The organism is Candidatus Neomarinimicrobiota bacterium, assembly GCA_022560655.1.
In the GTDB taxonomy this organism is placed as follows: Bacteria; Fidelibacterota; Marinisomatia; order SCGC-AAA003-L08; family TS1B11; genus JADFSS01.
In genome coordinates this window covers 14,090-30,715 of sequence record JADFSS010000022.1, presented here as the reverse complement: position 1 = coordinate 30,715, position 16,626 = coordinate 14,090, and the positions used below count along the sequence as shown (strand labels likewise).

Here is a 16,626-nt window from a genome sequence, read left to right as displayed (position 1 = left end):
GCACCTGCCCGTGACCTACGTCTGGTTTGCTATGGTGATCTCCATCGCCATTGCCTCCGCCACGGGGTTGATCTGGTTGCTGGCTGTGCTGCGGCAGACCGAACAGCTACCCGTGGGGGCAGCGCCGGTGGCCAGGCCCAAACCAAAGCCGGTCGTGGAGGGGGCCGCCTAGGGGGCGGAATCTTCGTCGGGCGTTGGCGTTACGCCACCACACTCATCAGCGCCAGTGCGTGACGTTCAAGAAGCCATCTTGAAGATGTTATTCCTCAGTAACTCCAAGCAATTTTGATTCGTTAGATGAGGTGTAGCTAGCCGTTTTTTTTCTGCCACGAAGTAAAGGTTAATAATGTGGTCTACCTCGTGCGAGACGAATCCTTTTGTAGTTCCATGAATTTGTTGGTTTGGTTCGAGAATTTCTGGAAATCCTAGTAGCTTCATGTTCTCATCTGCGTAGCCAAATCCAAGAAAAAATATGCGTTTTGCTGCTCTTAATTTTGCATCAATCTCTATTTTTGTATCATTACTCTGCTGATCATAAATGATTTGAATATTTTGTACATGGGAATGGATATCTACGGTTTTGAGTGCTTTTCTATATTCTTGCTTAATACCATCTTTCTTTTGCCAGGGTAAGGGTGCAAGTACGCCGTTAACGTGCAATATACGCAGTCCCTCTATTGCATTAACAATAGCCTCATCAGGTAATTCGCTGAACGAACTGGATAGGTAATTGTATGTGAGTTGCTCAAGGGACCGGTCATAGTTAAATGTAATAAAGGTAACATCGTTATCATGGAAGGTCGCAAATTTGTCGGACTGGACAATGTCCCTGGTCATCTCTCGAAGCAAATAAGTTAGCCAATCGTCGCCCCTATCACCCAAGGTTTCAGGCAGTGCGCTATATTGTTCCGCATGAAAGAGCATAGTGATAATAGCCTTTTTGCCCAAATCTTCGAAGCTTAAATTTCTCGATATAAACCTGTCAATTGAAGGATCAGCACCGAAAAAGGAATTGTGGAACTTATCCAAGTTTACGATCAATTTCTCTTGCGTCGCGCTCGTTTCAGGATTCCTCCCAAGATAACCAGAGTAAAATTCGCGGAATGATCTTCGTTCCATTGGTGCGACCGGGCTATTTTCTGGATATCTCCCCACGATTCTTTCCCATAGACCATAACTAGTTGGGTAGCCGTAGGGCGCACTTGCCCCCGCTCCTAAGATAAATAGGGTTGGTTCTCCAATCATTACTTACCCCACCACCCCAAATTTCTTGCCCACCTTCACGAACGCCGCCACCGCCCGGTCCAGATGCGCCTGGGTGTGGGCGGCGCTGATCTGCACCCGGATGCGGGCCGTCCCCTTGGGCACTACCGGGTAGAAGAACCCGATGACATAGATGCCCTCCTCCAGCATGGCGGCGGCCATGTCCTGGGCCAATTTGGCCTCCCCCAGCATGAGGGGCACGATGGGGTGTTCGCCGGGGGTGATGTCAAAGCCCGCTGCGCTCAGCTGCTCGCGGAAGGTGGCGGTGTTTTCCGCCAGCCTATCGCGGAGCGCCGTCGTTCCGCTGAGCATATCCAGGCAGGCGATGCCGGCGGACACGATGGCCGGTGCCAGGGTGTTGGAAAACAGGTAGGGCCGGGAGCGCTGGCGCAGCAGGTCGATGATGGTCTGCCGGCCCGCAGTGAAGCCCCCCGAGGCCCCGCCCAGCGCCTTGCCCAGGGTGGAGGTGATGATGTCCACGCGCCCCATGACGCCGCACTGCTCCGGGGTGCCCCGTCCGGTGGGCCCGAAGAATCCCGTGGCGTGGGAATCGTCCACCATCACCAGCGCGTCATAGCGCTCGGCCAGGTCGCAGATGTCCGCCAGCCGGGCCACGTCACCGTCCATGGAGAACACGCCATCGGTGGCGATGAGGCGGGTGCGGGCGGTTTTGGCCTCGGCGAGGCAGCGCTCCAGGTCCGCCATGTCGCCGTGAGCGAAGCGCAGCCGCTGGGCCTTGCACAGGCGGATGCCGTCAATGATGGAGGCATGGTTGAGGGCGTCGGAAATAACGGCGTCTTCCGGACCCAGCAGCGTCTCGAACAGTCCGCCGTTGGCATCAAAACAAGACGTGTAGAGGATGGTGTCATCGGTCTGCAGGAAGGCGGAAATTTTCTGTTCCAGGGTCATGTGGATTTCCTGGGTGCCACAGATGAAGCGCACCGAGCTCAGGCCAAACCCCCACCGGGCCAGCCCCTCCTGGGCCGCCTGGATGAGTTTTGGGTGCTTGGCCAGCCCCAGGTAGTTGTTGGCACAGAAGTTGAGCACCGTGGCACCGCCCACCACAATCTCCGCGCCCTGGGGCGAGTGAATGATGCGCTCCTGCTTGAACAAGCCGGCCGCGCGGATGCCATCCAGCTCAGCTATCAATCGCGCCGAGGTCGAGTCCATGGTTCCTCCCGGTTAGCTGTCGTACCGCGACCGGACATCAGGCAGCAAATAGTCGGCAAAGGCAGCCTCTAAATCGTGCTCTGGCAGCCACCCCCAGTCCCTGCGGGCAGCGGCATCGTCCACATCCGCGGGCCAACTGTCCACCATGCTCTGGCGCTTCTCGTCCACCTTAAATCCGATGCGGGCCGCAGGGAACGCATCCAGCACCCGCTGGCGGAATTCACCCGCAGAGGGATTGAAAGCCTTGATATGGTAGACCAGCTGCGTCAGTGCTTTCCGGGGGACATCCATGAGCATGCCGATGGCCCGGATAGCATCGGGCATGGTCATAAAGGGCATGCGCGTATCCTCCCGCACAAAGCAGTCGTAGGGCTGGCCCTTTGCGGCTGCATGGAGCATCTCTGGAGCGTAGTCGGACGTGCCGCCGGAGGGGGCGGTCAGCGCGCTGATCAATCCCGGGAAACGGATGGCCCTGAAGTCCAGCCGTATACTGCCTGCATCTGCGGCCAGGCGCTGGTAGTGCCGGGCGAAGTAGGCCCCCAGCAGCTCGCAGTACAGTTTGTTGCACCCGTACATGGTTTGGGGGGCCAGGTATTGCGGCTCGACCAACGCACCGGCCTGGTCCTTTTCCGCCAGACTGGCGAACCCGTAGACGGCGATGGAACTGGGAAAGAAGAACCGCACGGGACGTGCCTGGCTGCGTGCCTGCTCCACGGCCATGGACAGCAGGTTCAGGGTGCCATTAACATTCACCTGGTGAGCGGTGGTGGGGGAAAATTCGGCCCGCGTGCTGAGCAAGGCCGCCAGGTGATAAATATCGGTGAAGGCGTACTGGCTGTTGAGGCGGTCCAGTATGGTGCGGTCCAGAATATTGCCGGAGATCGCCTCCCAGAGGGATGTCTTGATGGCTGGGTCCGCCGCCTCCAGGTCCAGACCGATCAGGTGGGCGTCGCCCCGCTCATGCAGCGCTGCGATCAGCCCATGACCGATCTCGCCGTTAGAACCTGTGATGAGTATGGCCTGTCGGCGCATGCGATTACGACCTGCAGCTCGGTGTCATCACGGGGCCCCGCTAACGGACGGATTCGTTGGCAGCGCCGCCCAGGACCGAGATCTGTATGCCGAACTCTGCTGCCGGTTGGGCCAGGGCGGACTGCAGCTCCCGGCTTGAAATAGCGGAGCCTGCCGCTACCGCGAGTGTAAGGGCGAACTGCCCTTCCCGCAACGTGTGCTTGATGTCCACAATGTCGCACTTGTGATCGGCGAGTACCCCGGCAATGGCGGCCAGAATTCCCGACCGGTTACGGCCATAGGCGACAATGATGACGTCCGAGTTGCCACGGCCGACCTCCGTTTGGATGGTGGGCAGGAGCGCCATCACCCGGCCCACGATGGAGGCGACCATCTCCTCCGAAGAATCGGGGCCCAGCTGGTCCCGCACCCGTCGGGTCACTTCTTCGCGGCTGGGGATAGATGTCATGGCAGCGTCGTGAGCAGCAGCGGTGTCAGTACCGAATAAGGCTGCTGTCCAAGGGCCTTGGAGAGGTACATCTGAGACTTCCGAAACTGCTTGATTCGGGCAAAAATATGGGTGTGTTCAAGGTTTTGCGAATTTAGATTTGACCCCGAATGCTCGCAAGATAATCCTCCCCTTCGTTCGCGAGTGAGGGTGGCTGGTGCGCCTGCCGACCTTGCATCTGACGATCAGGGGCACGTAGCTTTGCTTAACTCATGACGGACGAAGGCGTAAACGGATACCCTGTGGCCTCAGCCCCCAAAATCATCACGATTGCCAATCAAAAGGGCGGTGTCGGTAAAACGACCACGGCGGTGAACCTGGCGGCGGGGCTGGCTGCCAGCGAGATTCCTACCCTGCTTATCGATTTGGATCCCCAGGCCAACGCGACCAGTGGAGTTGGAGTTGAAATAGGTGCCAGCAAACACTCGGTGTATGATATCCTCACAAAGAATACCAGTGTTGACGAGGCCATCATCGGGACGCAGCTAAAGCACCTGGACCTGATCCCCTCCACACACCAGCTGGTGGGCGCCGAGGTAGAGCTGGTGGGAATGCTGGCCAGAGAGTACCTCCTGCGCAAGGCCATGGCCCAGGTGACCAACAACTACAAATTTGTGTTCATTGACTGCCCACCTTCACTGGGGCTGCTCACCATCAACGGATTAACTGCCGCTGATTCAGTTCTCATCCCCATCCAGTGTGAATATTACGCCTTGGAGGGCCTTTCCCAGCTGCTCAACACGATCAGGCTCATCCAGCGGCAACTGAACAAGGACCTGGAAATCGAGGGCGTGCTCATCACCATGTACGACGGCCGGTTGAATCTTTCCCGGCAAGTCGCCGACGAAGTGCGGGCCTATTTCGGCGAGAAAGTTTATGAGACCACGATCATGCGTAATGTGCGCCTGAGCGAGTCCCCCAGCTATGGGAAGCCTATTATACTCTATGATGCCTCCTCGGTTGGCTCGGAAAACTACATGGCACTGGCAAGCGAGGTGTTGAGAGCCAATGGTTGAGAAGCAACGCCTGGGCAAGGGGCTGGGGGCCCTCATTCCTCTGCCTGAGGTGGCGGTGTCGGAGGGCGGTCAACCGCATCTCTCAGTTGACGTTATCGACCCTAACCCAATGCAGCCCCGAAAGGATTTTGGCGACGAAGAGATGGCCGACCTTATTCAGTCAGTTCAGGCCAACGGTATCATACAGCCGCTAACAGTCAGGGAGGCTGGTGCTAGCCGGTATCAACTTGTGGCCGGGGAACGACGACTGCGAGCGGCAAAAGCTCTGCAGTTGGAAAAAGTGCCGGTCTATATTCTAAGCGTCGATTCGGACGTGGACATGATGGAATACGCCTTGGTGGAAAATATTCAGCGGGAAGACCTGAACCCCGTGGAGCAGGCCGAGGCATTTGCACTGCTGCATGGTAAGTACGACCTTACCCAGAAGATGATTGCCGAACAGGTCGGCATGAGCCGCCCAGCGGTAGCCAACACACTGCGCCTGTTGCAGCTGCCCCCTGAGATCAAAGGGAGCCTGAGGAAAGATGAGATCACCATGGGTCACGCGCGGGCCCTGTTGGGGTTGCCACAGCCGGCGCTCATGCAAAAACTGTGGAAAAAGATTGTCGCCCAGGGACTGAGTGTACGGCAGACGGAGGCGGCGGTACAGGCGATTGCGGGAGCCTCTGCGAGAAATGCTGACCAGCCCGGCAGTGGTCCTGCGAGGAGGCAGCTGCCTAAGCCGGCCTTTGTGAACAGGGTTGAGGTGGAGCTGCTCAGCCGGCTGAACACCAAGGTACGGGTCAAGCCGCGGGACAACGAAGCCGGAACGATTGAGATTTCCTACTACTCCCAAGAGGACCTTGATCGAGTCCTGAAAATCATCCTTGGCGATCCGGGGGCGAGTTGAGCGGGCGGGCCGGCGTGGAGGAACATTTCCGTTGACACACCTTTTTCAGCTGGGCTAAACTCATGCGCTTTTTGAATAAGCTGTGGAATCGCAACTACCAGCTCATCCTCATGTCCGAGGGGGGTGGTTGGACCCGCAGCTACTGGTTGAGATTCGGCCAGTTTGTTGTCGCCATGAGCCTGGCTGTCTTGGCTGCCTTGGCGCTGCTAGCGGGATGGGTGGTCTTGCTCCCCCGCCTCGCCGACTACGACGAGATCCAGAGGGAAAACCGTCTGTTGGCCAGTTACAGGGAGAAGGTGCGCTATGCTCTTCTGAGTAGCAGCCGGTTCAACTCTGGAGGCGTAGACTTGATTCAGGAGCTGGAGCTGGCCATCGATCTGGATGAGGATGGTCAGCCCGGACTGTTGGATCGCCGCGAGGGGGGCATATTTCTCGACAATATTTACATCAACTTTCTCGAGAACATCCCCACTTACCCGCCCGTCAATGGATATGTTACCCGGGGACTATTGCTGCATGAGCTGGACCTGCAGGTCAATCACGAAGGCGTGGACATCGCCGCCTCCGCTGGTGATATGGTGTCAGCCTCAGCGGCGGGGCTGGTGGTTCTTTCACGGTGGACCGAAGATCTGGGCTACATGATCATACTCAGCCACGGACACGGCTATTTCACCCTTTACGGCCATAACCGAACCAACTTGGTGTCGCCGCGGCAATGGGTGGAGCGCGGGCAGCCCATTGGTCTGGTGGGGGACACAGGCATCAGCCAGGGGCCCCACCTGCATTTCGAGATTTGGAAGGATGGGCGCGCCATTGATCCCCGGTTATTCATTGATCTTTACAGACAACAGGACGTATCGGTAGAAACGCATGGCTAGGGACGACAACTCGCAGACCAATACCATTGTTGGCCCCAACACGGTGGTCCAGGGAAATCTGGACATCAAGGGCTCTGTGCTAATTTATGGAACTGTTCTGGGGGACATACACTCCAACGGCCAGGTACGCTCAGCGAAAGACTCGCTGATCAAGGGAGCCGTCACTGCTAAGGAGGCGGTGATTGATGGCGAGCTGGAGGGGAGTCTGACAACCGAAGGCCGATGCACCTTGGGCAGTTCGGCCAAACTGGTGGGCGACCTGCGCGCTTCACTGCTGGTGATTGAAGAAGGGGCCCAATTCACCGGGAAATGCAAAATGGAGGGGACCAAGATTAAGGCTGCACCCTCGGCCAAGGATGGTATCATGGCCAACGGCGACCAAATTCCTGCGGATGAGAAGGGTCACACCCAGGCGTCAGACTAGGGCGAGGGGTCGCCGTACCTAACGATGGACCCCGCACTCATACGAATCATTCGCACACCCCGGCCCCATTTTCCAGTCATGTCCCCAGGCCCCGATCCATCCCGGCGACTCTTAAACGCAGCCACCAACATGACCGGTGCCGTGCTGGGGTTGGGGCTGGGTGGCTTCTTCCTTGATCGTAGGTTTGAGTCCGGGCCTTACCTCTTGGGGCTCGGGCTGCTGATGGGCGTGATTGTGGGCCTGTACGGCATTTGGAAAGTCATGTTTCCTCCTGGCAGAGACCAGTGAAGCCGCTGGTGGGAGCCATGCTGCTGGCGGCCATGCTGCTGGTTGGTGCAGGGATCAGTTGGCTTTTGGCGGGGAGCGCCGGCGCCCTGGCCGTGTTGGCGGGAGGACTGTTTCCGGGGGCTATTTCCGTGAGCAGTATTCTGGCCCTGTCTTTCATTGTGCGGTCTGAGCGGATGGGCTCCATAGGGTATCAACAATTTGTGCTTGCTAATTTTATTGCCAAGGTTGTGCTGCTGGGTGGGTGGACAGCGGCCATTGTACTGGTTACTTCGCTTCCGATTAGCCTGTTTATCGCCTCTTTGCTGGTGAATTTTCTGGCCTGGCACATCTACGAAGCATTCCGGTATCAGTCGGCAGTCTGGGAGGTGGGTGGTTCAGCAGGATCATAGCGAGTCAGTAGGGGCCGTCATCATGCACCACGTCTCCAACAGCGAGGTGTTGGTGCCGCTAACAGTTTTCGACTTTGACATGTCCATCACCAAGCACGTCATCATGCTCTGGATAACCGGGGCGTTGGTTATCTCTGCATTTCTGCTTGGCACCCGGCGCTATCGCCGGGAGGAACAGCCGATCCCCACGGGCTTCAGCAATGTTCTGGAGCTGGCGGTGGATTTTGTCCACAACCAAATCGTGATGCCCAACATCGGCCGCCAGTATGCTCGCTTCTGGTCCCCGCTGCTGCTGGCATTTTTCACCATTATCCTGACGGCCAACATCGTGGGGCTCATTCCCTTTTTCGACCTGATTCCCGGCGGCAGCACGGCAACAGCCAACCCTGTGGTGACGGCCTCGCTGGCAATGATTACTTTTGTCGCCATCATCGTCGCAGGCACTATGGCGCATGGATTTGTGGGACACTGGAAGAATCTGGTACCCCACGGGTTGGCTTGGCCCGTCCTGATTATTCTTATCCCCATCGAACTCCTCAGCATGCTGGTGCGTCCCTTCGCACTCACCATGAGACTGGCCGCCAACATGACAGCCGGACATATTGCCATGCTTTCTATCCTGGCCCCCATATTTATCATGACCAATCCCTGGATTGGTATTGGCTCGGTGGCCCTGAACGTGGGCATCAATTTCCTGGAACTCATCGTCGCGGGGGTCCAGGCCTACGTATTCACCCTATTGTCGGCGGTGTTTATCGGCTCCGCCATCAATCCGGATCATTGACCACCAGGCAGGTGGTTGCTCCCCTAGTATCCCTGAAAGTGAGAGGTTAAACAGAGCATGAAACTGATACCCAAGAACAGACTTGTTCAAATAGTCATGGTGCTTGCCGGCCTGATGGTGACATCAGCCTTCGGTGCGGAAGAAGCCGGCGGCGGCTCCAAGAGTCTTGCGCTCCTGGGGGCGTCCATTGGCGCAGGCCTGGTGGTGATCGGCGCGGGTCTGGGATTTGGCCGGTTTACGGCTGCTGCCGCCGAAAGCACCGCCCGACAGCCTTCTGCCGCGGCCGACATCCGCACGGCCGTCAATTTGCCCCTGTTCCTGTTGGAGGGGGTGGCCATCATCGCGGAAGTCGTGCTGCTATTGGTGGTTTTACTGTAGTAACCCCGTACCCCTGAAGGAACAGGTCTTATGGAACAGCTTGTTCGGTTTGATCCGGGTCTCATTATTTGGACGTGGCTTACTTTTTTCATCGTGCTGGCCATACTAGCGCGAAAAGCCTGGGGGCCTATGATAACTGCCCTCGAAAAGCGCGAAAACCGTATCCGCGATTCCCTGTCTGAGGCGGACAGGGTTCGGCGGGAATCCGAGGAATTGACAGCCAAGATGCAGGATGAACTCAAAAAGAGCCGGTTGGCGGCCAAGCAGATCATGGCCCGTGCCCGTGAGGCCGGTGAAAGGGTCCGGCTGGAGCTGGAAGAGGCGGCCCGTGGGAAGGCCGCTGAATTTATGGCGCGGGCGAAGGACCAGCTTGAAGCTGAGCGCGAGCGGACGCTGAGAGAAATCAGATCCAACGTGGTCGACTTGTCAATATCCATGGCTGGCAAGGTGATCGAGCGCAATCTCTCCACGGAAGACAACCGCAGGCTGGTGGAAGAGAGTCTCCGCCAGCTGGGACAGGCCTGATGGCGGGTAACTCCGAGGCACGCCGTTTCGCCAAGGCCGCCTACAGGCTTGCCGCGCAACAGGGCGTGCCGGATAGCTTTGTAGAACGGTTCCGGGCGCTGGCCTCTATGTTTCGACAAAACAGGGCCTTTCGTCATGTTATTGTCACCCATAGGATTCCAGTGAAGGAGAAGATGGCCGTACTGCGCAGCGCCCTGGCCGAAGGTTTGAGCGCTATGGAATTCGGGGTGCTACACCTTCTGCTGGAGCGGAAGCTGGGCATCCAACTCCCTCATATCAGCAAGGCACTGCTGCGGATGGCGCAGCGGCAGGGTCTCCTTATTGATCTGCATGTGACCACCCCACGGGAGCAGACTTCGAAAGAGTTGGCGGGGCTGAGGGAGCGCATCGGCGGGGAGACAGGTCGGTCCCTGCGGGTTTCGTCAGAAATAGATCCCAGCTTAGTGGGAGGCATCAAGCTGCGGTTGGGAAATCTGTTGGTGGATGGTTCCCTGGCAAGACGGCTGGCGCTCTTGCGTCGGCAGCTCGTCTAGCCGACGTTGGGTGATAAGCACAGCATAACAATTTGTGATGGCTACACACGGTCCACTCCGCGATTGCACCTTGCAATCAGCTGCTGGTGGGGATGGGTGGACGGCAACGGAGCGAATAATTCATGTCCTCAGGATTTGACACTGAAAAAATAACGGCCTTGCTGCGGGAACAGCTCGACGCGTTCAAAGTCGAGATGGACGTGGCCGAAGTCGGTGAGGTCATCATGGTGGGTGATGGCGTCGCCCGAGTCCACGGTCTGGATAACGTGATGTCTGCAGAGCTGGTTGAGTTTCCCAATGATGTTTATGGCATGGCCCTGAATCTGGAAGAGGACGACGTCGGTCTCGTGCTGTTTGGCGAGAGCCACTTGGTCAAGGAAGGGGACCTGGCCCGCCGCACTGGACGGGTGGTGGAGACCAGGGTGGGAATGAGCATGTTGGGCCGGGTCGTAAACCCGCTAGGTCAACCCATCGATGGACGAGGCGACATCAAGGTCGAGACCAGCGCTCCCATTGAACGCAAGGCTCCCGGTGTCATCGACCGCCAGCCCGTGCGCGAGCCGCTCCAGACCGGCCTTAAGGCCATCGACAGCATGACCCCCATTGGCCGGGGGCAACGAGAGCTGATTATTGGCGACCGCCAAACGGGCAAGACGGCCATCGCCCTGGACACCATCATCAACCAGAAGTCTACGCACGACGGCGACGCGCCGGTCTATTGCATTTACGTGGCGGTGGGGCAGAAGGCATCCACCGTGGCCACAGCAGTGGCCGAGCTCGAACAGGCCGGCGCCCTAGCCTACACGGTGGTGGTGGTGGCCAGCGCGTCGGAGGCGGCCCCCATGCAGTTCATCGCACCCTATGCCGGAGCCACCATCGGCGAATACTTTCGGGACCAGGGTATGCACGCCCTGGTGGTGTACGATGACCTCAGCAAGCACGCCGTGGCCTACCGCCAGATGTCGCTTCTCCTCCGGCGCCCCCCGGGGCGGGAGGCCTATCCGGGGGATATCTTTTACCTCCACAGTCGGCTGCTGGAGCGCGCCGCCAAGCTCAATGACCAGGGTGGCGGTGGGTCGCTCACGGCGCTGCCCATCATTGAGACCCAGGCCGGCGACGTGTCGGCCTACATCCCCACCAATGTCATTTCAATCACCGACGGGCAGATATTCCTGGAAACAGGACTGTTCAACTCCGGTATCAGGCCGGCGATTAATCCCGGTATTTCGGTTTCCCGCGTGGGCGGCAACGCACAGATCAAAGCCATGCGCAAGGTGGCTGGTTCGCTGCGGCTGGAGCTGGCCCAGTTCCGGGAGTTGGAGGCCTTCGCCCGCTTTGGCTCCGACCTGGACAAGTCCACTCTGCAGCGGATTACGCGCGGGGAGCGGCTCCGTGAAACTTTAAAGCAGAAGCAGTGGAGTCCCCTGCCAGTGGAGGATCAGGTGACCATCATATATGCGGCCACCAAGGGCTATCTCGACGAACTGCCCCTGAACCGGGTGCAGGAATTTGAGTCCGACTTCCTCGAATATCTGCACAGCAACGCGGGCGAGTTACTGGCAGCCATTCGCCATAGCGGAGAGCTAAGTCCGGATAGCGAACAGACCCTGAGCAGCCTCACGGACGACTTTCTGAAAACATTTATCGCATGACGAGGACATTCCTGTGGTCAGCCTGAAGATCATCCGGCGGCGAATCAGTTCGGTCAAGAGTATCCAGCAGGTGACCAAGGCCATGAAGCTGGTGGCGGCGGCCAAGCTCCGCCGGGCCCAGCAGAACATGCAGCAGGCCCGCCCGTATGCCACCCGCCTCAGCGATGTGCTTTTCGGCCTCTTGCCCCATATCGACCGGCAGCTCTTGCCGCTGCTGGAACTGCGGCCGGAAGTGCGCCGCAGTCTGGTGGTCGTGGTAACCTCCGACCGCGGAATGGCCGGGGGCTTTAACTCCAACCTGGTGAAACTGGCTGAGCGGCGGATCATCGAGCTGGGACGGGACCGGGTGGATCTGATTTGTATCGGGCGCAAAGGACGTGATCACTTCCGGCACCGCGAGTACGAAATTCTTGCGGATCATATCGACTTCTGGTCAGAGCTGCGCTTTGACCATGCCATGGCCTTTGGCCGGGAGATTTCGCACCGCTTCCTGACCGGCGATGTGGATGAGGTACTGGTGTTCTTTAACCAGTTCAAGAATGTCATGGTGCAGGAGCAGCGCGAGCAGCGGCTGCTGCCCCTGGCACTGGAAGAGGGGCGTCCGGTGGATACCAGCCAGGTGCTCTTCGAACCATCCATGGCCGCTGTAGTGGAGGGGCTGGTGCCACGGCATCTGAACGTCCAAATCTGGCGCTATCTGCTGGAGTCGTATGCCGCGGAGCAGGCGGCGCGGATGACGGCCATGGATAATGCCACCCAGAATGCGATGGACGTTATCGAGCAGCTGCAGATGCACTATAACAAGGCCCGCCAATCGGCCATAACCAGGGAAATTTTGGACATCGTTGGTGGCGCCGAAGCGCTGCGAACGGCCGCCTGAGCCTGATAAGGTAGCTGCATGCAGACCGGTAAGATATCCCAGATTATGGGTGCGGTTGTTGACGTTCAGTTTGAGGGCGATGATTTGCCCGAGATTTACAACGCGCTGGAGATCGAACGGGGGGAGGGGCGACTGGTGTTGGAAGTGGCACAGCATTTGGGTGAAAACCAGGTGCGGACCATTGCCATGGATTCCACGGACGGCTTGACGCGGGGCACGGCGGTGAAAGACACCGGCGGACCTATCAGCGTGCCGGTGGGCCCCGGAACTTTGGGCCGAATCATGAACGTTATTGGCGACCCCATTGATCTGCAGGGCCCGATCAAGGCCGAGAAACGTTACCCCATTCATCGCGCGGCCCCCAAGTACGAGGAGTTGAGCACCTCGACGGAAATGCTGGAAACGGGCATCAAGGTTATCGACCTGCTGGAGCCGTTCACCCGGGGCGGCAAGACCGGCCTGTTCGGCGGAGCCGGTGTGGGCAAAACGGTCATCCTGCAGGAGCTTATCCGCAACGTGGCCTTTGAGCATGGCGGCTACTCCGTCTTCGGCGGCGTGGGAGAGCGCACCCGCGAGGGCAACGACCTCTATCTGGAGATGAAGGCATCGGGGGTGATCGACAAGACTGCGCTGGTGTTCGGCCAAATGACCGAGCCGCCCGGAGCGCGCTTGAGAGTGGCCCTCTCCAGCCTGGCGATTGCCGAGTACTTTCGCGACGAGGAGGGCAAGGACGTCCTGCTGTTTATCGACAACATTTTCCGCTTTACGCAGGCGGGCTCCGAAGTGTCGGCGCTGCTGGGGCGCATGCCTTCCGCAGTGGGCTACCAGCCTACCCTGGGAACGGAGATGGGGGAGCTTCAGGAGCGCATCGCTTCCACCCGGAAAGGGTCCATTACCTCCGTGCAGGCGGTCTACGTGCCCGCCGATGATCTTACCGACCCCGCTCCGGCCACCACTTTCGCCCACTTGGATGCCACCACCGTCCTGGATCGGGCCATTGTCGACCTGGGCATCTACCCGGCGGTGGATCCGCTGGCGTCCACCTCCCGCATACTCGATCCCCGTATCATCGGCGAGCGCCACTACCGCGTTGCCCGGGACGTGCAGCGGACGCTGCAGAAGTACCAGGACCTGCAGGATATCATCGCCATCCTGGGCATGGACGAGCTCAGCGAAGAGGATAAATTGGTGGTGGGCCGCTCCCGGCGCATACAGCGTTTCCTCTCGCAGCCATTTTTTGTGGCCGAGGCCTTCACCAATACGGAGGGGCGCTATCTCAAGTTGGCGGATACGCTGGCGGGCTTTGAGGCGATCCTCAAGGGTGATATGGACGAGTATCCCGAAAGCGCTTTTCTCTATTGCGGCACCATCGACGAGGTGGTGGACAAGGCCAAGAAATCGACGATTGACAATTGACGATTGAATAGCGAAGAGGTAAGCAATGACGAGGAACGAATTAGCATTCAACATTCGTCCCCACAGGGGTCCCTCGGGACGATCGACAATCAACAATTGACAATGCCCCAGTCCTTTCAACTAGAGATCGTCACCCCCACCCGCGTGATTGACTGCGGGCCGGTGACCTATCTGCGGGCGCCTTCAAGCGATGGCCTGTTCGGTGTGCTGGCCGGGCACACCCGGGCCATGATTGCCCTTGACACGGGGACGCTGAAAGTGACCGCCGAGAGCCAGACGCGCACCTTCGCCACCAACGGCGGCTACGCCGATATTCACGGCAACAACGTGCAGCTCCTGGTGGAGACGGCCGAAGAGACCACGGAGATTGATACGCCCCGGGCGGAGCGCGCGGCGCAGCGTGCCCGAGAGCGCCTGCGGGAAAAGGCCAGAGACAAAACCCTTGACGAAGCCCGGGCCCAGGCCGCCCTGCAGCGTGCGCTGGTCCGGCTGGCGGTGGGGAACGGCCAGGCCTGAGCCACCGCGGCCACCCATGATAGGACCCCACCCCGCTGCCCCGTATATTCGCGGGGCTTTTCAATCCGGCACATGAGATGAAACTCAAGCGCACCCACTCCTGCGGCCAGCTGCGCAAGGGCGATGCCGGCCAGGAGGTGGTGCTGTGTGGCTGGATTCACAGCAAGCGGGAGCACGGCGGCCTCATATTTATCGATCTGCGGGACCGTTACGGCAAGACCCAGGTGGTCTTCGATGCCAGCCTCTCCAAGGGGGCCGCCGGCCTGGCCGGAGAGCTGGGCATGGAAGACGTCATTGCCGTGCGGGGTGAGGTTGTACCCCGACCAGCCGCTAGCCTGAACCCCAAACTGCCCACGGGGGAAATCGACCTGCGCTGCCGGGAGCTGGAAGTGCTGAACGAGGCCGAGCCATTGCCGTTTCTGGTGAGCGACCGGGAGAGTGCCCAGGAGGAGCTGCGCCTCACTTACCGCTATCTGGAGCTGCGCACCGACGAGCTCCAGCACAATCTCATCACGCGCAGCCGCATATACCAGGTGGTGCGGGACTATTTCACCAAGCACGACTTTTTGGAGGTGGAAACCCCCTACCTCATGAAGTCCACGCCCGAAGGGGCCCGCGACTACCTGGTGCCCAGCCGCCTGCACCACGGGCGTTTCTACGCGCTGCCCCAGTCGCCGCAGATGTACAAACAGCTGCTCATGATCGCCGGCTTCGACCGCTATTTTCAGATCGTCAAGTGCTTTCGAGACGAGGATCTGCGCGCCCACCGTCAGCCAGAGTTCACCCAGATCGATGTGGAGCTCTCCTTCGTGGATGAGGCGGATGTATTAACCATGGTCGAGGGCCTCATCGTCAGCCTCTACCGGGAGATCAAAGCTGTGGACCTGCCCGCACCCTTTCCTCGCCTCAGCTACCGTGACAGCCTCGAGCGCTACGGTAGTGACAAGCCCGATCTGCGCTACAGCCTGGAGTTGCAGGAGTTTGCTCCCTACGTGGGCCGGAGCGACTTCGACGTGTTCAGGACGGCTCTGGAGGGGGCCGGCCGAGTGAAAGGACTGGTGGTCGCTGGCGGAGCGGGCTACAGCCGCAAGGATATCGACGCGCTCACGGAGCTGGTCAAGACCTATCACCGTGCCAAGGGACTGGCCTGGATGAAGGCCGGGGTCGATGGTCTTGAAGGGGGTATCGCCAAATTTTTCCCCGACGACGTGCAGCGTGACATCATGGCCGAGTTGGACGTCAAGGAGGGGGACCTGCTGCTGCTCATTGCCGATGATGAGGACGTGGCGCTCCCCGCCCTCGGCGCGCTGCGGGAGGAGATCGCCCGGCGCGATGGACTGATCCAGGAGGGGGAGATCCGCCCCCTATGGGTGGTTGACTTTCCACTGGTGACGTTCAACCAGGATGAGGAGCGCTGGGACGCCGTGCACCACCCCTTCACCGCCGCCCATCCTGACGACCAGGCTCTGCTGGACAGCGACCCCGGTGCTGTGCGCAGCCGAGGGTACGATCTGGTCATCAACGGCTATGAAATTGCCGGAGGGTCCATCCGTAACCATGACTCACAGACACAGGCACGTATGTTCAGCCTGTTGGGCATCTCGCCGGAGGAAGCGGAGGCACGGTTCGGCTTTTTCCTGAAGGCCCTGCGCTACGGCGCGCCGCCCCACGGTGGTATTGCCATCGGCTTTGACCGTCTGGTGATGCTGCTGGTGGGGGCCACGCAGATTAGAGACGTGATCGCCTTTCCCAAGACCACCAGCGCCTTGTCCCTTATGGACGGCGCTCCGGCGGCGGTCTCTGCGACGCAGCTACAGGAGTTAGGCCTCCGCTTGCCCCCTGAGAATTAGGGCGGCGCGGCTCCAGTGAGCGGAAGCGGATTTCTGGAAGCCACTGTCGCCGCTACGACAGCAGCCTGCACAGCGGCGTCTACCGAGAGTGCCCTCGCGGCCGAACGGTGAGTCTGGCGTCGGCAAGGCTGGCAAGTGGCCGGGTTCCTTGGTAATTTTCGCAGTGACAGCCGCTCTTTACCATCCAGACGCGACCGACCGATTTGGCGGTCTTACACAACCTGGCACGCAGGTCGCATCCACCCTGCATACACCC

20 protein-coding genes are annotated in these 16,626 nt (G+C 59.3%); 16 read left to right on the top strand and 4 right to left on the bottom strand.

Features of this window, described 5'->3' with window-relative positions:
- Positions 1 to 172, top strand: a 172-nt coding sequence (locus IH971_05090) for a hypothetical protein (GenBank protein MCH7497209.1), incomplete at its 5' end; no start/stop codon positions are given.
- Between the two features lie 65 nt (positions 173 to 237).
- On the opposite strand, the gene IH971_05085 is transcribed toward IH971_05090, so the two are convergent.
- Genes IH971_05085 through IH971_05070 form a run of 4 tightly spaced genes read right to left on the bottom strand, consistent with a single transcriptional unit; the run spans position 238 to position 3,913 of the window.
- Positions 238 to 1,245: a hypothetical protein gene (locus tag IH971_05085; GenBank protein MCH7497208.1), complete on the bottom strand. Its 1,008-nt coding sequence runs from the start codon at positions 1,243 to 1,245 to the stop codon at positions 238 to 240.
- 3 nt (positions 1,246 to 1,248) lie between these two features.
- Positions 1,249 to 2,433 carry a glycine C-acetyltransferase gene (gene kbl / locus IH971_05080; GenBank protein ID MCH7497207.1) on the bottom strand — a complete coding sequence of 395 codons (1,185 nt, stop codon included), beginning with the start codon at positions 2,431 to 2,433 and terminating at the stop codon, positions 1,249 to 1,251.
- 12 nt (positions 2,434 to 2,445) lie between these two features.
- Positions 2,446 to 3,465 carry an NAD-dependent epimerase/dehydratase family protein gene (locus tag IH971_05075; protein MCH7497206.1) on the bottom strand — a complete coding sequence of 340 codons (1,020 nt, stop codon included), beginning with the start codon at positions 3,463 to 3,465 and terminating at the stop codon, positions 2,446 to 2,448.
- Positions 3,466 to 3,505: 40 nt separating this feature from the next.
- On the bottom strand, positions 3,506 to 3,913 hold the full coding sequence (locus tag IH971_05070; protein ID MCH7497205.1) for a hypothetical protein: 408 nt from the start codon (positions 3,911 to 3,913) through the stop codon (positions 3,506 to 3,508).
- A gap of 251 nt (positions 3,914 to 4,164) precedes the next feature.
- On the opposite strand from IH971_05070, the gene IH971_05065 reads away from it, so the two are divergent.
- The 15 genes from IH971_05065 (at position 4,165) to aspS (ending at position 16,370) form a co-directional block, all read left to right on the top strand.
- Positions 4,165 to 4,968 (top strand): ParA family protein, encoded by an 804-nt coding sequence (locus IH971_05065; protein MCH7497204.1) that lies wholly within the window; start codon positions 4,165 to 4,167, stop codon positions 4,966 to 4,968.
- Positions 4,961 to 5,857, top strand: a complete 897-nt coding sequence (locus IH971_05060) for a ParB/RepB/Spo0J family partition protein (protein MCH7497203.1) — start codon at positions 4,961 to 4,963, stop codon at positions 5,855 to 5,857. Before IH971_05065 ends, IH971_05060 begins: the two co-directional genes overlap by 8 nt.
- A gap of 71 nt (positions 5,858 to 5,928) precedes the next feature.
- Positions 5,929 to 6,735 (top strand): M23 family metallopeptidase, encoded by an 807-nt coding sequence (locus IH971_05055; protein MCH7497202.1) that lies wholly within the window; start codon positions 5,929 to 5,931, stop codon positions 6,733 to 6,735.
- Positions 6,728 to 7,159 (top strand): polymer-forming cytoskeletal protein, encoded by a 432-nt coding sequence (locus IH971_05050; protein ID MCH7497201.1) that lies wholly within the window; start codon positions 6,728 to 6,730, stop codon positions 7,157 to 7,159. Before IH971_05055 ends, IH971_05050 begins: the two co-directional genes overlap by 8 nt.
- A gap of 24 nt (positions 7,160 to 7,183) precedes the next feature.
- A complete protein-coding gene (locus IH971_05045; protein MCH7497200.1) occupies positions 7,184 to 7,447 on the top strand; it encodes an AtpZ/AtpI family protein in 264 nt (87 codons plus the stop codon).
- Positions 7,444 to 7,836, top strand: coding sequence for a hypothetical protein (locus IH971_05040; protein ID MCH7497199.1), 393 nt, complete (start codon positions 7,444 to 7,446; stop codon positions 7,834 to 7,836). The genes IH971_05045 and IH971_05040 overlap by 4 nt, the downstream gene beginning before the upstream one ends.
- A gap of 22 nt (positions 7,837 to 7,858) precedes the next feature.
- On the top strand, positions 7,859 to 8,620 hold the full coding sequence (atpB, locus tag IH971_05035) for a F0F1 ATP synthase subunit A (GenBank protein ID MCH7497198.1): 762 nt from the start codon (positions 7,859 to 7,861) through the stop codon (positions 8,618 to 8,620).
- A gap of 114 nt (positions 8,621 to 8,734) precedes the next feature.
- Positions 8,735 to 8,998, top strand: a complete 264-nt coding sequence (locus IH971_05030; GenBank protein ID MCH7497197.1) for an ATP synthase F0 subunit C — start codon at positions 8,735 to 8,737, stop codon at positions 8,996 to 8,998.
- 30 nt (positions 8,999 to 9,028) lie between these two features.
- Positions 9,029 to 9,523, top strand: a complete 495-nt coding sequence (gene atpF, locus IH971_05025) for a F0F1 ATP synthase subunit B (protein MCH7497196.1) — start codon at positions 9,029 to 9,031, stop codon at positions 9,521 to 9,523.
- Entirely contained in the window at positions 9,523 to 10,056 is a 534-nt protein-coding gene (atpH, locus tag IH971_05020) for an ATP synthase F1 subunit delta (protein ID MCH7497195.1), read from the top strand. The genes atpF and atpH overlap by 1 nt, the downstream gene beginning before the upstream one ends.
- 122 nt (positions 10,057 to 10,178) lie before the next feature.
- The gene (locus tag IH971_05015; GenBank protein MCH7497194.1) at positions 10,179 to 11,708 is read left to right on the top strand and encodes a F0F1 ATP synthase subunit alpha; all 1,530 of its coding nucleotides are present in this window, start codon (positions 10,179 to 10,181) and stop codon (positions 11,706 to 11,708) included.
- Between the two features lie 13 nt (positions 11,709 to 11,721).
- Positions 11,722 to 12,588, top strand: coding sequence for an ATP synthase F1 subunit gamma (gene atpG / locus IH971_05010; GenBank protein MCH7497193.1), 867 nt, complete (start codon positions 11,722 to 11,724; stop codon positions 12,586 to 12,588).
- Between the two features lie 18 nt (positions 12,589 to 12,606).
- A complete protein-coding gene (gene atpD, locus IH971_05005; protein MCH7497192.1) occupies positions 12,607 to 14,004 on the top strand; it encodes a F0F1 ATP synthase subunit beta in 1,398 nt (465 codons plus the stop codon).
- A 102-nt stretch (positions 14,005 to 14,106) separates the two neighbouring features.
- Positions 14,107 to 14,520 carry an ATP synthase F1 subunit epsilon gene (gene atpC / locus IH971_05000; GenBank protein MCH7497191.1) on the top strand — a complete coding sequence of 138 codons (414 nt, stop codon included), beginning with the start codon at positions 14,107 to 14,109 and terminating at the stop codon, positions 14,518 to 14,520.
- Between the two features lie 77 nt (positions 14,521 to 14,597).
- Positions 14,598 to 16,370: an aspartate--tRNA ligase gene (gene aspS / locus IH971_04995; GenBank protein MCH7497190.1), complete on the top strand. Its 1,773-nt coding sequence runs from the start codon at positions 14,598 to 14,600 to the stop codon at positions 16,368 to 16,370.
- Positions 16,371 to 16,626 lie beyond the last annotated feature (256 nt).